At 34.9% G+C, this 13982-nt stretch carries 12 protein-coding genes and 1 pseudogene; 5 read left to right on the top strand and 8 right to left on the bottom strand.

Annotated features, from left to right (window positions below; all coding sequences use genetic code 11):
* Window positions 1–274 precede the first annotated feature (274 nt).
* Both ACP6PL_RS03030 and ACP6PL_RS03025 read left to right on the top strand, forming a co-directional pair.
* A pseudogene (locus ACP6PL_RS03030) lies at window positions 275–400 on the top strand (uracil phosphoribosyltransferase); the annotation flags it as partial.
* A 202-nt stretch (window positions 401–602) separates the two neighbouring features.
* Window positions 603–1211 (top strand): class I SAM-dependent methyltransferase, encoded by a 609-nt coding sequence (locus ACP6PL_RS03025; protein ID WP_426542394.1) that lies wholly within the window; start codon window positions 603–605, stop codon window positions 1209–1211.
* Between the two features lie 182 nt (window positions 1212–1393).
* Here the strand turns inward: ACP6PL_RS03025 and ACP6PL_RS03020 are convergent, their stop codons facing one another.
* The 5 genes from ACP6PL_RS03020 to fbp form a co-directional block, all read right to left on the bottom strand.
* Complete coding sequence (locus tag ACP6PL_RS03020; RefSeq protein ID WP_426542392.1) at window positions 1394–2005, bottom strand: hypothetical protein; 612 nt, start codon at window positions 2003–2005, stop codon at window positions 1394–1396.
* 527 nt (window positions 2006–2532) lie between these two features.
* Window positions 2533–3855, bottom strand: a complete 1323-nt coding sequence (gene opcA / locus ACP6PL_RS03015) for a glucose-6-phosphate dehydrogenase assembly protein OpcA (protein WP_426542390.1) — start codon at window positions 3853–3855, stop codon at window positions 2533–2535.
* Window positions 3856–4074: 219 nt separating this feature from the next.
* Complete coding sequence (zwf, locus tag ACP6PL_RS03010; RefSeq protein ID WP_426542388.1) at window positions 4075–5604, bottom strand: glucose-6-phosphate dehydrogenase; 1530 nt, start codon at window positions 5602–5604, stop codon at window positions 4075–4077.
* A 479-nt stretch (window positions 5605–6083) separates the two neighbouring features.
* Complete coding sequence (tal, locus tag ACP6PL_RS03005) at window positions 6084–7232, bottom strand: transaldolase (RefSeq protein WP_426542386.1); 1149 nt, start codon at window positions 7230–7232, stop codon at window positions 6084–6086.
* 200 nt (window positions 7233–7432) lie between these two features.
* Complete coding sequence (fbp, locus tag ACP6PL_RS03000) at window positions 7433–8497, bottom strand: class 1 fructose-bisphosphatase (RefSeq protein ID WP_426542384.1); 1065 nt, start codon at window positions 8495–8497, stop codon at window positions 7433–7435.
* Between the two features lie 1010 nt (window positions 8498–9507).
* On the opposite strand from fbp, the gene ACP6PL_RS02995 reads away from it, so the two are divergent.
* Both ACP6PL_RS02995 and ACP6PL_RS02990 read left to right on the top strand, forming a co-directional pair.
* Entirely contained in the window at window positions 9508–9996 is a 489-nt protein-coding gene (locus ACP6PL_RS02995; RefSeq protein ID WP_426542382.1) for an SPFH domain-containing protein, read from the top strand.
* Window positions 9997–10008: 12 nt separating this feature from the next.
* Window positions 10009–10209 (top strand): SPFH domain-containing protein, encoded by a 201-nt coding sequence (locus tag ACP6PL_RS02990; RefSeq protein ID WP_426542380.1) that lies wholly within the window; start codon window positions 10009–10011, stop codon window positions 10207–10209.
* A gap of 232 nt (window positions 10210–10441) precedes the next feature.
* Here the strand turns inward: ACP6PL_RS02990 and ACP6PL_RS02985 are convergent, their stop codons facing one another.
* The 3 genes from ACP6PL_RS02985 to ACP6PL_RS02975 form a co-directional block, all read right to left on the bottom strand.
* On the bottom strand, window positions 10442–11242 hold the full coding sequence (locus tag ACP6PL_RS02985; protein WP_426542378.1) for a hypothetical protein: 801 nt from the start codon (window positions 11240–11242) through the stop codon (window positions 10442–10444).
* 144 nt (window positions 11243–11386) lie between these two features.
* Window positions 11387–11575 carry a hypothetical protein gene (locus tag ACP6PL_RS02980; RefSeq protein ID WP_426542376.1) on the bottom strand — a complete coding sequence of 63 codons (189 nt, stop codon included), beginning with the start codon at window positions 11573–11575 and terminating at the stop codon, window positions 11387–11389.
* Between the two features lie 266 nt (window positions 11576–11841).
* Entirely contained in the window at window positions 11842–12135 is a 294-nt protein-coding gene (locus ACP6PL_RS02975) for a Dabb family protein (RefSeq protein ID WP_426542374.1), read from the bottom strand.
* A 705-nt stretch (window positions 12136–12840) separates the two neighbouring features.
* Between ACP6PL_RS02975 and phnM the strand changes: the two genes are divergently transcribed.
* Window positions 12841–13977 (top strand): phosphonate metabolism protein PhnM, encoded by a 1137-nt coding sequence (gene phnM / locus ACP6PL_RS02970; RefSeq protein ID WP_426542372.1) that lies wholly within the window; start codon window positions 12841–12843, stop codon window positions 13975–13977.
* The last annotated feature ends 5 nt before the right edge of the window (window positions 13978–13982 follow it).

Genomic DNA, 13982 nt, shown 5'->3' with positions numbered 1-13982 from the left:
CTTTAAACCACAATTATTTAATTAACAATTAATAATTAATAATTCGGTAATTTTTAATTTTTGATTTAACTTATAATATTCAAGTATCATTAATTAGGACTTGCTGATTAATTATCAAAGAATTGACAAAAAAGTCTAAAACCTTTTCTTTTTTTTGAAAAAAAGTGTTAGCTTTTCGAGTAGATAAGGGGAAAAAATCAAGGGATAATTATTACCAATGGATAATTAATCAATTCGCTTTAAAGCCTTCTATTTCAAGATAAAAAGCATTGAAAATTTCCATGAATATCATCCAGGTGTACAATTATATACGGCTGCTATTGATGAAAAATTAGACGAACATGGTTCTATAATTCCAGGATTAGGAGACGCAGGTTATCGCTTGTATGGAACTCGATAATTATTACTTTTATATATATTTTAAACTTTAACTTTTGAGTTAGTAAATATATTTTTTGACTCAAAAATAAGGTCTCTAGCCATCCCTATTTAAGGGTATGAAATTCCATATCCAATCGACCAAGAGAAAATAAACTTCAGTATTTCAAGCCTCTGACTTGAGCTAGAGTAATTGTTAACTGATAACTGATAACTGAAATGACATGACAAATAATACTTCTATTAAACAAACATTTTTTGACCGTTGGGCGCCAAGTTACGATTGGTTATTTCCATCTGTAGTTTATCAAGCTATACATAAAAGGTTACTGGAATATGTAGATTTACCAAGTTCAGCAAATGTACTTGATTTAGGTTGTGGTACGGGAAAACTTCTCTATCGTCTTGCTATTAATTTTCCTAATCTTCAAGGTACTGGTTTAGACTTATCTCCAGAAATGATTAGTCAAGCAAATAGTCGTAATTGTTATCCACAACGTTTAAGATTTTTATTAGGAAATGCTGAAGAAATGCCTTTAACGGATGAGGAATTTGATGCTGTTTTTAATACGATTAGTTTTTTACATTATCCTCATCCCCAGCAAGTATTTAATGAAGTGAGTCGAGTATTACGCCCTGGTGGATATTTTTATTTAGTTGATTCTTATTTTAAATGGCAAGATGAATTTCAATATTTAGGTATTACTCCAGGAGGTTTAAACCTTTATAGTCCAAAAGCTCGTGCAAAATTCGGTCAAGAAGCTGGCTTAAATTTACAAGCTAATTATTACTTATTAGGAGCAGTATTACTAACAATTTTTACTAAATCCTGAATCTTGTGAAGATGAATAAAACAAAAAAATTTGAAGGCTGATAGTAGAATTATAATTAGCTGGACTTTTGGAAAAAGTCTTTTCCTGAAGGTAGACAAGAATTCAATATTATTATAAGTTACTAATAGCTAATAAAATTATATCAAAAAACAAATAATATTAGCTATTAGTTATGATGATTTTCAATCCCACCAAGCACGCAAATAATTAGGTTCTATCTCCAATTCATCTGGTTCATTAACAAATTCTTGAAAGTCAAAAATTAATTCTGTAGAGCAAATTCCCCGATAAAATAAACTATCAATACTAACTCTATAATCTCGACGTTCTGGACTAATTACATAACCTTCAAGAATAAACTCAAAACCCTTATTTCCTTGTCTTTGTGCAAACTCAAAAAAGTCACCAATTGTTGGAGAAAAATTTTGTGAATCTGCTGGATTTGCAAAACCATGACTAATAAGTTGTTGTAATTTTTCTCTGGTCAAATCATGAAAACGTTGTACTCCACCCATAGCGTCTTCCCATGCAATAGGAGTACCAAAAATAATTCTGTCCCTAGTCTCACTATCAAAATTATAGGTAAAACTGGAACTGGATAAACAAGGAGAATCTAAAAAATTGTTGTCTTGGCTAGGTCGCCCATTAATTCTGATATCTTCTGGCTTAATTCCTTGATTCAGGAAGTAAAGTCTAATTGCTTCTCTTCTATTTAAGGGAGAGTTATCTAGACATTCTGACAGGTTAGGGCAATTATAAATTGTTCCTGTCATAGCCTGACAATCGAGTTGCATTGGACAGAACATAGCTTTTTTGGAGGCTAATATATTCTTTTTAATTCTATCATTTGGCAATCAACACTTTATATCAAGTTTGGTAGGATGAGTATTGTAATACCAATTTGAAAAAATAATGTTACGAATAGTAAGGGCAATAAAAAGATTTTACAGTAGATTTACCTTTAATAAAAAATATGATTTACTAGTAAAAAAATGATATATAAGCTATTCCCATACGATTCCTGACTCCTGAATTCTGACTCCTAAAAAGTTCCCTAGCTATTTGTAGCAAACATTTATAAAATTTGGTATAAGGTTTGGTTTAATTAGATAAAGAGTATAGCAAGTGTGGGTAGATAAGCGAGCATATTTTGCAATAGTTGAAGATGGAATTTTTTTTTATACCGAACCCGAACGGATTTGATATTAAGTGTTATTAAAAGACCCACTTCTCAAAAAAGAATGTAGAGAAATTCAATGGAAAATCTCTACATTCTTTTTCAGAAAAAGATTAATTTTGGGAGATATTTATATTGCCCAAACTAACGCAATTTGAGAATTTCAGCAGTTACTGCTAAACTCTCCTCATACAAAACCTCTCTTCCCCAACGTTGTAACTGTTGAGCCATCAAATATTCTGCCTTCTGATCGCTTAAAGCACTGACTTGCTCTGTACGACAAGACTGGGCACTACCACCTGCCTCTAATCGCATACAACCAGTAGTTTCAGAACACAAAATAGTACAACAACCTGCATTGGGATTACTAGAATCTAAACGCAAACCTACTAAATCTCCAGGAATTTCACCATAGTCAGCAGTAGGAATTGCTGCCAACTCTGCTAAAATCTCTTTATCGTTAGGAGTAGTAAACTTAATATGGATGATGTCATAATCACCACCAGTTTCAGTATAACTTGTAGGTTGCCAATCAAGACGACTAGCGAACCAACCTAAAAACATTAATGCTTGTGCTGGGTTCCCTTTTTCATAGTCAAGAGTAATTGTGTCAATTTGACCCAGAGAAGCACGACGCTCTGGCGGATCAAAAGTAGCAGCAGTTAACTCTTGCCATGCAGAGAGACGATGCCAATTTAAGTCGGCAATATAGGTTTTATCCTCGATCAACTCCTGCATTTTGAGAAATTCTGATTCTGAATCGCTAAAGTAAGATGAATCGAGAATAATGCAGTTGCTAGTTTTGCATAGGCGACGGAAAAGTTCTTGTTCTGGGTTGGGGGTAGCTTTCCACCAAACAAACTTGGGTAGATCGGGAATCATTAATGATGTTACTACATCACTCACCCGTTCCAATGCTTCTTTAGTTCCGCGTAGGGTAATATATTCACAACAAATTAGTGAAGACTGCTTTTTCTGAACTGGACAGTAAGCAGAAACTTGAGCTGTTACCCCTGTATCTTCTCCGAAGGTAGGACATAGAGTAATAACTCGACAGGGATTTTGATCTGCGATAACTTCACTTACACTAAATCCCCTAATATCCATATTGGAGAATTGCTGCTCTTCTGATGATTTTGCAGCCCACTCTGAGCGTAACTTGGTAAGAGTTTCGGAGTCTACTCTACCTGTGATTGGTAATCCATAAGCTTTTTGAGCTTCCTTAATAGCTTCACGAGCTGCTGTTCCGTTAATACCATCTATTTCACCGTTGTAGAATCCCAAACCAGCCAAAAGTTGCTGGAATTCTTCTGGCTCATATATGACCATACTGAAAGTAGCTGCCCTGGTAGCAATTGGAGTTGCCTTGCCTCCACTTTGACTGAGCCAGATTTTATTCAGTTCTGCCTCAATTTCACTCAGAGAGATATCTTTTGGTTGTTGTAAGGCAACAAGTGTTGTACTCATTTTTAGTAAATGCTTAGTTCTTTGGTGATGCTTGCGTTAAACCTGGTGGTTATTTAATTAGGCTTCTTTTTCCTATTAATCAAAAATCTAATAGTCAAAAGTTGAACCCGTATATAACACTTCTAATGTAACTTATTAGTTATCAGTAACCAGTCATTTTATCCGTTTTGAGATTACTGTCAAAAGCTGATAGCTGTTCACTGATAACTGATAACTGATTTAAAGTCGGCGCCAACGACGACCATCTCGGTTGAGCAACAGTTCGGCCTCAACTGGTCCCCAAGTACCTGCTTCATACAAAGGTATTACTTCTGGTGGAGCGGGAGCATCCCAGATACTCAGTATTGGTGTTAATGCTCGCCAAGATGCTTCTACTTCGTCGCCACGAGTAAATAGGGTTTGGTCTGCTAACATACAGTCTATTAACAATCTACTGTAAGCATCTGTACTAGGCTTACCAAAAGCTGTATCGTAACGAAAATCCATATCTACTGAGCGAGTTCGCAGAGAACTACCTGGTGTTTTAACTTCAAAGCGCATTGATATTCCTTCATTAGGTTGGATGCGCAAAGCCAATACGTTAGGGTTAGCTTGTTTAGCTGCAGACTGGAACATCAAATATGGCACTTCTTTAAACTGAATTGCGATTTCTGAAACTTTTTTGGGCATCCGTTTGCCAGTCCGCAAATAAAACGGTACTCCTTTCCAACGCCAGTTATCAACATTAAGTTTCAGTGCTGCATAAGTAGGTGTTGTAGAGTTAGGATCTGCTCCTCCTTCTTCCCGATAAGCTGGAACATTTTTACCTTTCATCCAACCCTGGGTATACTGACCGCGAATTGCCGAATATTCGAGGTGTTCTAAATCTGCTAGACGAGTTGCTTGAACTACTTTTACTTTTTCGTTGCGAATACTATCAGCATCTAAGGAATTAGGAGGTTCCATTGCTGTGAGGGAGAATAGCTGCATCAGGTGGTTTTGTACCATATCCCGCAGAGCGCCTGATGTTTCATAATATCCAGCACGTCCTTCTAATCCTACTGTTTCGGCAACAGTAATTTGCACGTTATCGACAAATTGACGATTCCATAGGGGTTCAAAAATGGCATTGGCAAATCTAAATACCATTAAGTTTTGAACAGTTTCTTTCCCTAAATAGTGATCAATGCGATATATTTGTTCTTCTGGGCAAACTTGACGGACAACTTTGTTGAGTACCTGAGCTGAACTGAGGTCTCTACCAAAGGGTTTTTCAATTACTAATCTGTGCTTTTTGGGGTCATCTAACATTCCTGCCGCCCCTAGCTGTTGAGTAGCTTCTCCAAAGTATCGGGGAGCTACAGACAAGTAAAATACGCGATTACCTCGCGTACCCCTCTCTTCATCAAGTTGACTCAAAAGTTCTTTGAGTTTTTGATAATCTTCTGGTTTATCTATGTTACCAGGGCAGTAAAAAATCCCCTTGGCAAAGTCATTCCAGAGTTCTTCAGATTGTAAGCCACCACCAAAGTCTTCTACTCCTGTCCGCATTTGTTCGCGGAAGTAGTCATGGCTCCATTCTCTCCGTGCTACTCCCACTATTGTTAGTTCAGGGGGAAGTCTCCGTTCTAGCTTCATTTGATATAATGCTGGAACGAGTTTTCTTTGAGTTAGATCGCCCGATGCACCGAAGATTACTAAAATCTGTGGTTCGGGAATCCGGTCTTGTTGTAATCCAACCCGCAGAGGATTTTCTAATAATGCTACCATCTATGTTGACTGCTCCATAAAACTGATATAAAATGTCACAATGTGACAAATTTAATGTGTACGGACGTTGCATAACAAAAATGCGTTTCATGTCGCGCAGCGTTTTTCATGTCGGCTCTTAGCCGAAACGAAGTTGTGCGGAACGCTAAACGTCCCTACCTGCTTCCACCGGAACTGTCGGCAGTACTCCGTCCACAGGCATCAAAGGTCAAGCTGACCGCATTTCTTAAGTGCGTCTTAAAATTATGAGGTTTTCTCACCAATTAGCACTCGCTTTTTCAAATTGATTGAGACGTTCAAATCTCGATCTATTGATATACCACTTGTTTGCTATGCTATGACTTGTTTTATCTCAAATTATTCAATAATTCAGCGTCTTTAACTACATTAATTGCTATTGTAGGTCATCAGTCAAACCATACTTTTTTTCAAGTTTTGGCTGTCATGGACATGGAAATGACTGATGACATAAGATTTAGTTAGCCTGAAACAGGTGCTAATTTTTTAACTTTTTCTTCTAGGGAGTTGATTAGAGAAGTAAAGGGTTTGATAAATTTGTCTATCCCTTCTGCCAGGAGTTCGTCCATTACTTGGTCAATGTTGATATTAATCTCAGTATCTTTGAGACTTTCTATGACTTTTTTTGCCACCTCAATGTTGGTCTCAACTCGGTTGTCAACATGACAATGGTCAACACAAGCATCTATAGTTTGGGGAGGCAAGGTATTGACTGTATCAGGCCCAATTAATTCGTCAACATACATAACATCACTATAGGCTGGATTTTTGGTACTGGTGCTTGCCCATAACAGTCTTTGTACTTTTGCGCCTTTTGCTGATAAAGCTTTCCAGCGATCGCCTTGAATTATTTTTTTGTATTCTTGATAGGCAATTTTGGCATTAGCGATCGCTACTTTTCCTTTGACTGTTTCTAGTTTGGCCTTGACTGTCTCATCTGCTACATTCTTGAGTTTGCTATCAATCGTACCATCAATATTACTATCAATTCGACTGAGAAAGAAACTTGCCACAGAAGCTATCTTACTAATATCCTCTCCTTTAGCAGCTCTAGCTTCTAAACCTTCGATATATGCCCAGGCTGTATTTACATAGCTTTCTACCGAGAATAGCAAAGTGACATTTACATTTATCCCTTCACTAATAACTCGCGTTACTGCTGGTAAACCTTCTGGTGTACCTGGAATCTTAATCATTAGGTTTTCGCGGCCGATAGCAGTGTAATAACGAATTGCTTCGCTGATGGTACTTTCTGTATCTTTAGCAATAGTTGGTGGAACTTCTATACTAATATAACCATCTAATCCATTAGTCTGTTCATACACTGGCATAAAGATATCGCAAGCATCACGAATATCCTTAAACACAAGAGATTCATAAATATCCATCACTGACTTACCGGCACTGATACCAGCTTCGATATCTGCATCATAGATAGCATTACCAGCGATCGCCTTTTCAAAAATCGCGGGATTAGAAGTAATACCACGAATCCCTTTTTGGGCAATCATGCTCTTGAGTTCCCCAGACTCAATGATATTACGACTCAGATTATCCATCCAGATACTCTGGCCTAGGTTTTCTATTTCTAGCAAATGATTAGTTGTCATAGCTATTACCTTAATTCCTACTATTTTTTGTTGGAGTTTTTTGTGCCTTGAGATACTTCTAAAGGATAACTAAGCTGTTATGTGCTACTGCAGGTATTCAAAATTTCTTTACTATTTATCTGTTGCAACAGTGAAGTCTATATGCAATTTTTATTCTGCTTGCAACAAATTTAACTCTACTTAAAACCTGATTTCAGTTGTTAACTTTGATTAGAAATGCGTTTTTGTTCTTTAATAAAAGATTCAACAAGCGCCACATCTTCTTTACTACCAATAACCAATGGCGTCCGTTGATGCAGTTTATCTGCTACCACATCCAATATTTCTTCTGTCCCTGTACTAGCTCTACCACCTGCTTGTTCGACTAGATAAGCCATTGGAGCTGATTCATATAGTAGACGTAATTTTCCTTCTGGCTTTTTCACCGTACCTGGATACAAAAATACCCCACCCTGATATAAAATTCGATGGAAATCTCCGACTAATGCACCACCATAACGAGCGGTATAACCTTCATGGCGATGAACATAGCGGATATAATCGCGCATAGAATCATCCCACTGCCAAAAGTTACCTTCATTGAGACTATAGACTGGGCCATGCTCTGGAATTTTTATATTCTCATTAGCAAGAATAAACTCACCTAAGCTAGGGTCTAAAGTAAATGCATGTACTCCTTGGCCTATTGAGTAAACCAACATTGTGCTAGGTCCATATAGAATATAACCAGCAGCAATTTGTTTACGTCCACTTTGGAGTAAATCTTGAGCGGAACCATCTTCATCGTCACCTTCTTGTTGACGAACTGAGAAAATAGACCCCACATTTAAATTTGTATCTAGATTAGAGGAGCCATCTAGAGGATCGTAAAGTAATGTATAGCGACCAATTGGACAGTTTTCTGGAATGTAATAAGGTTTTTCCATCTCCTCAGATGCCAAGCGGCAGACAAGGCCACTTTGCTTAAATACGGAGATAAAAACATCATTGGCATAGATATCCATCTTTTTGACGGATTCTCCCTGGACATTGACTGTGCCAGTAAACCCTAAAGCATTTTCTACTAATCCAGCACGGGTGAGGCGACGGGCGATTAACTTGCCGGCCAACCCTATTCTATTCATTAGGGCGCTGATATCTTGAGCATCTGGTGAGAACTGAAGTTGCTGTAGGACATGACGTGATAAGGTTGTACAATCACGATCTAATGCCTGTGTTTCCTCCAGACGAATGTGGAGGTCTTCCCCAGTTTGGGCATCTACCATATATATATAATTCCTCCATCTTAACAAGTAGTTCCAGTCAATAGGCTAGTTGTAAAGGTAACTTTACTTCTATTCTGGATATGCCTAGGGTTTATTTTATTTAGGCTTAAGCCAGAGGTTGCTCTTCTTTAATATGAACTTTAGATAGTCGCGTAAGTCAAAATTTAGAAGTCAAAAGTCTTGGCAGTTATCAGTTATCAGTACCTCCAGTTAAAGCAAAATTTCCTTTTTTATCCCCTTAAAAGAGGAAGCTTGAGACCAGAATTTTTCGGTCAAAATTTATCTAGTAGGGGTAGGATTTGGGAGTCAGAAGTAGTAGACTGACACACCTAAAAATGTAGGTTGGGTAGAACGACAGTGAAACCCAACAAAGCATTATTTTTGTTTGTTTTTTTTTGGGTTTCTTTCCTCAACCCAACCTACGCTTATTACAATGAGATGAAATCCTCCGTATTTCAAAAAAAAAGTTTGTGTTATCTACTAATAAAAATATAGTAGTAACACAAACTTTAATATTATTTATGAATAAGAATTAAACAGTTATATAAAATCTTATTCTTTAATGACATCCTAACCCTGGTCTTTAAAATAAAAGCCTAATGCAACACCTAGTAATGTTACTTGTGGGGTGATAATAATAGGTATCATTTATGAGGGAAATGACTTATCCGATTTGGGAGAAATAGATGCCAAAACAACCAGAATATAAGTAATCCCTAACCAGCTACCAAAAAATACTAAAAGTTTGTCAGCTATATTTTTCTAGTCTTTTCCTGTTCTACCTCTGAACTCCTAACTCCTGACTCCTGTCTCCTGATTCCTCAAAATATGTTAACCATCAGATTTGTCTTTGATTAAAAAGGGATATTCAAGGCAATAAATTGTATTTAAACTATTTATTATGACTTCTGAACTCTTGTCTCTTCATTCCTGAACTGAAAGGTTTTGAAATTCTAACTCTGAACTCCTAACTCCTGACTCCTGTCTCCTGTCTCCTGACTCCTAAAAATATGTTAACCATCTTACCTTTACTAATTTTATTAGTTTTAATAGCATTATTATCTGCTAGTCTAAAAATGAATTATGAATACCAGAAATCGGTGATTTTTAGAGTAGGAAGATTGAGTTGTCTTAGAGGACCAGGTATATACTTAATAATTCCCATCATCGACCAAGTAAAACAAGTAGATCGACGAACTATTACTGTAGATATTGAATCCCAAGATATGGTGACAAAAGATAGTGTTACTTTTGGTGTTAATGCTGTTCTTTATTATCGGATTAGGGAACCTGAGAAAGCTATAATTAGAGTCAAAGATTATAACTTTGCTACATCTCAGATTGCCTTAACAACTTTGCGTAATATTATCGGGCAAAATAAACTTGACGAACTACTTCAGGAACGAGACAAAATCAACGCTAAAATTTGTGAAATAGTTGATAAAATTACAAATCCTTGGGGTATAGAAATTGAACGTATAGAAATAAAAAATCTATAAATTCCTAAACCAATGCAACGGGCAATGGCAAAAGAAGCAGAAGCCGCAAGGGAAAAAAGATCGCGTCTAATTAAAGCAGAATCTGAGTATGAATCTACTATTAAACTAACACAAGCGGCAGAGGAAATTGCTAAGTCTCCAGTAGCATTAGAACTACGTCGAATCCAGATGATTGCTGAGATTGGAACTGAAAAAATACAACAACTATTTTGATGATTCCATCTGATATTTTAGCTTTAGCAAAAGATATTTCTCAGTCTATTTCATCAGAATAGATTTTATATAATTACTTTCTTTAATAGATTAGTTTATTCTAGTATTTGTGACTGGATCAAAATACTTGTATAATCTTAGGTAGAATACTTCTATTACATTGGATAATGCAACTTTCCAGAAACAGTAAAGAAATATTCAGGAAAATAGAAATATTCAGGAAAATAGAATATTATTTTACCGATATTTTTTTTGCTAAGTTCTCAATTTCTATCAGTTCATGAGGAAAATTTTCGTGATATTTTCTCTGCTGACTGCGAATATTAGCTAAATGAGATTCAATATTGTTATTGTTTATTAATATTCCAAAATCTTCAGGAAGATTATCATTTCTTGATGGATAATTTAAAAGAATCTCTAATACTAAATTAGCGAGTTCTTTTTTATAATGAGATCGCTCTGTGTGCCATTTCATTTGTTCTTGACTATCCTTGCCAGGAATAGCTTCAGTTGTGATACTATTATAACCTGTAAAATCAAAAAGAAAGAATGGTTCTTGATTAGGATATTGTTGATTGACTTGCTCAATAGTATTTACTAAATCTCTTTTCCATTGTTCAAAAATAGTATATTTTTCCATAACTCTCATAACTTCTAACTGACGAGCATGAATTGGAGAGCTAAATATATATAGTTTAATATTATTTTGATGACATTTTTCAAGTATTTCTTTGAATAAACTCAATCTTTCTTGACTATAGTTAAAAATTGAATAATCATCAAAAAACTGATTACTTTGTCTTATAAAAAGCTCTCGATGAGGAATATATTGATCTTTAACTTTTCTAAATCCTTGTTTTGTATAAAATTGTCTTGTATAAATACCTTTTAAGTTAAATTTAATCGTTTCCAGGGAGTATTCCAATTCTTGAATAGATATTAATCGATGTAAATTAAGTAGCAAAAAGTATTTTGTATAAAATCTAGAAGTTCTAAAATCTCCGGATACTTGTTTATGATCTGAAAAAGTCAAAAAATCTAGAGATAGAATAATTTTTTTAATATTTTTATTGTGTAGAGATAGCTGAAAAACTTTATGAATTTCATATATATTAGAAGCATTTAAACCAGCATTATATGCAGATTTTTGAGCTAAGGGAGTGGCTAAAGGATCTAATCAATTAAAAGCCCTAGAAGTTCCTAATATTAATGTATCATAATCTTTTTTGATAACATCAATAGATTTTGTAGTCCGCATTCCCAAAGTATCTATCTTGGGTTTATAAGTATTAAACCCTTCTATTTCAACTAATCTAAATATGTATAGTGGATCGACAATTAAATTAAATAAAGCAACTAAGGACAAGCTTGCTACTAAAGATGATATATATATATATACTGTGTAAAATTTTTATTTGTCATAATTATATGAAATATCTATAAAGTACCTATTATGTTAATAATATCACAAATTATAGACTTTTTGTCAAACTATATGGATGATTTTACCTACTGTGAATTTATTACTAATTATGCATAAGGAACCTAGAAACCAGGTTTTTTGTTATATGTTTATTATTCAAACTAAATATTTATCGTGGCAACCAGGTTTCTTTCCATAATTCCTATTTATTAAATTTCATAATCAACAGTAATTTTATCTGCCAAAATCGGCTTAATCAAAGTCTGAATAATTTCTTGATGAAGAGAATTTTTGGCATAAGCATCAAGAGCAGCTTTATCTTTAACTTGAACGACTAAACCATTTTGAAATCCTTGAGAAAGTTCCGAAAAATTATCCCCACAAGATAAATCAATTATTTCTGGAACCTTCCCTTTCATTTCTCTCAAAGCTGACATAACTGAGGCAATAGTATCTGCTGAAGTATCTGCCTCCCACTTAAATAAAACTATGTGTACTATCATCTAAATAAATCCGTCAAAACATCCGCTAAATTCTAACATAAATTGAGGTACAGGTATTGCAAATTTAAGTTGTAAATTTGATGCTAAATTATGTTAAAGGTTTGGTCACAATTCCCAATAAATCTATGGGTTGAGTTTGGCAAAGAGTAGACAATTGCTTTAATTATTTCTATGACCATCTCTGGCAAAAAGAGGAAATTAGGCAAACTCATACTAATTTCATCAAATTTTGGTACATTAAGTTTGTTGTTAGGTGCTAGGTAGAGTGGAAGAATGAAAATATCTTAATAGTTTGGCTAGTTTGCTAGAATATTTTATTTTCAGCAATTAACAATTAATATCAAATCCGGTAGTATTGGTGTAAAAAAAGCAGAGAAACCGGATTTATATTAAACAATCCACCATGCTAATATCTACTTCCCATAAACCCGGTTTCTTGTGAAACTTCCATTACAAGCGGATTTGATATAAGAATTAATAATTATTAATTGTTGAGTAAGTATATATAGGATTAATTTTGTATTATAGCACTATAAAAAACTTTTATGACATTAATAAAATCAAAATCCTTCACAGGTAATAATTTTTACTTGAGCTGTTAACGCAGTTCCTCCTGCGGAGGCTAGCTGAATGCTTAAAGTTATACTATAGAGAAAGTGAAAATTATCATTTTTTAACGCAAGATTAACTGTTGATTAAATAACTATGAACGAACAGATTTACACAAACTACCGACTACAATTACCAGACCAAGAAATTATTGGTACTCTCATAGTTCGTGATGGTAAAATTGCCGAAATTCAACCAGGAATTCTTAATATTGGTCAAAATGGGCAAGGAGAATATTTAATGCCTGGATTGATAGAACTTCACACAGATAATTTAGAAAAATGTATATCTCCTCGTCCTGGGATCAAATGGCCTTTGGCAGCAGCAGTATCGTATCACGACCGAGATTTAATTAGTTCTGGAATTACTACAGTTTGTGATGCAATTTCTATTGGAGATATTAAACCAAATTCTGTTCGACTCAAGGATTTTGGTGACATGATTGAAGCTATTTTTGAAAGGCAAAAATCTGGGAGACTTCTGACAAACCATCGTCTACATTTACGCTGTGAAGTTTCTTTTGAAGGTGTATGTAATGTTGTGGAAAAATATGCAACTAATCCTCTTCTTTCTCTGATGTCTTTAATGGATCATACTCCCGGTCAAAGACAATTTGTTAGTGTGGAAAAATATAAAGAATATTACATGGGAAAACATGGAATTAGTGAAGCAGAAATGAATGACTTTATTATCTATCGTCAGGAAACTCAACAACAATATGGTCCTAAAAATCGTCAAGCATTGGTTGACCTATCAAAACAACAAAAAATTTCTCTAGCTTCCCATGATGATGCAACAATAAATCATGTCAAAGAAGCTGTAGAAAATGGAGCAGTATTAGCTGAATTTCCCACAACTTTTGCTGCAGCAAAAGCAGCTCATAGTTCTGGATTACAAGTTTTAATGGGTGCGCCAAATTTAGTATTAGGAGGTTCCCATTCTGGCAATGTATCAGCAATGGAATTGGTAGGGCAAAATTTAGTTGATGTAATTTCTTCAGATTATGTACCTCGAAGTTTATTACAATCTATTTTTTTAATTAGTAATGAAACTGATAAACCAGTTTATGAAGCAATGAAGTTAGTTACAAGTAATCCTGCTAAAACTATTAATTTGTTTGAGGATAGGGGAAGTTTGGAAGTTGGCAAACGTGCCGACCTAATTACAGTACATGATGATGGAATTGTTCCCCATTTAACTTCAGTATTTATTGATGGTCGTCGTGTTGCTTGAACTGT

The organism is Dapis purpurea BLCC-M126, from assembly GCF_050015975.1.
Classification (GTDB): domain Bacteria; phylum Cyanobacteriota; class Cyanobacteriia; order Cyanobacteriales; family Microcoleaceae; genus Trichodesmium.
This window is presented reverse-complemented; position numbering and strand designations above follow the sequence as displayed.

Excerpts from the sequence above, each read along its gene's own strand:
- ACP6PL_RS03025 (WP_426542394.1), top strand. The coding sequence starts at position 603 with ATGACAAATAATACTTCTATTAAACAAACATTTTTTGACCGTTGGGCG.
- ACP6PL_RS03020 (WP_426542392.1), bottom strand. The coding sequence starts at position 2,005 with ATGCAACTCGATTGTCAGGCTATGACAGGAACAATTTATAATTGCCCT.
- opcA (WP_426542390.1), bottom strand. The coding sequence starts at position 3,855 with ATGAGTACAACACTTGTTGCCTTACAACAACCAAAAGATATCTCTCTG.
- zwf (WP_426542388.1), bottom strand. The coding sequence starts at position 5,604 with ATGGTAGCATTATTAGAAAATCCTCTGCGGGTTGGATTACAACAAGAC.
- tal (WP_426542386.1), bottom strand. The coding sequence starts at position 7,232 with ATGACAACTAATCATTTGCTAGAAATAGAAAACCTAGGCCAGAGTATC.
- fbp (WP_426542384.1), bottom strand. The coding sequence starts at position 8,497 with ATGGTAGATGCCCAAACTGGGGAAGACCTCCACATTCGTCTGGAGGAA.
- ACP6PL_RS02995 (WP_426542382.1), top strand. The coding sequence starts at position 9,508 with ATGTTAACCATCTTACCTTTACTAATTTTATTAGTTTTAATAGCATTA.
- ACP6PL_RS02990 (WP_426542380.1), top strand. The coding sequence starts at position 10,009 with ATGCAACGGGCAATGGCAAAAGAAGCAGAAGCCGCAAGGGAAAAAAGA.
- ACP6PL_RS02975 (WP_426542374.1), bottom strand. The coding sequence starts at position 12,135 with ATGATAGTACACATAGTTTTATTTAAGTGGGAGGCAGATACTTCAGCA.
- phnM (WP_426542372.1), top strand. The coding sequence starts at position 12,841 with ATGAACGAACAGATTTACACAAACTACCGACTACAATTACCAGACCAA.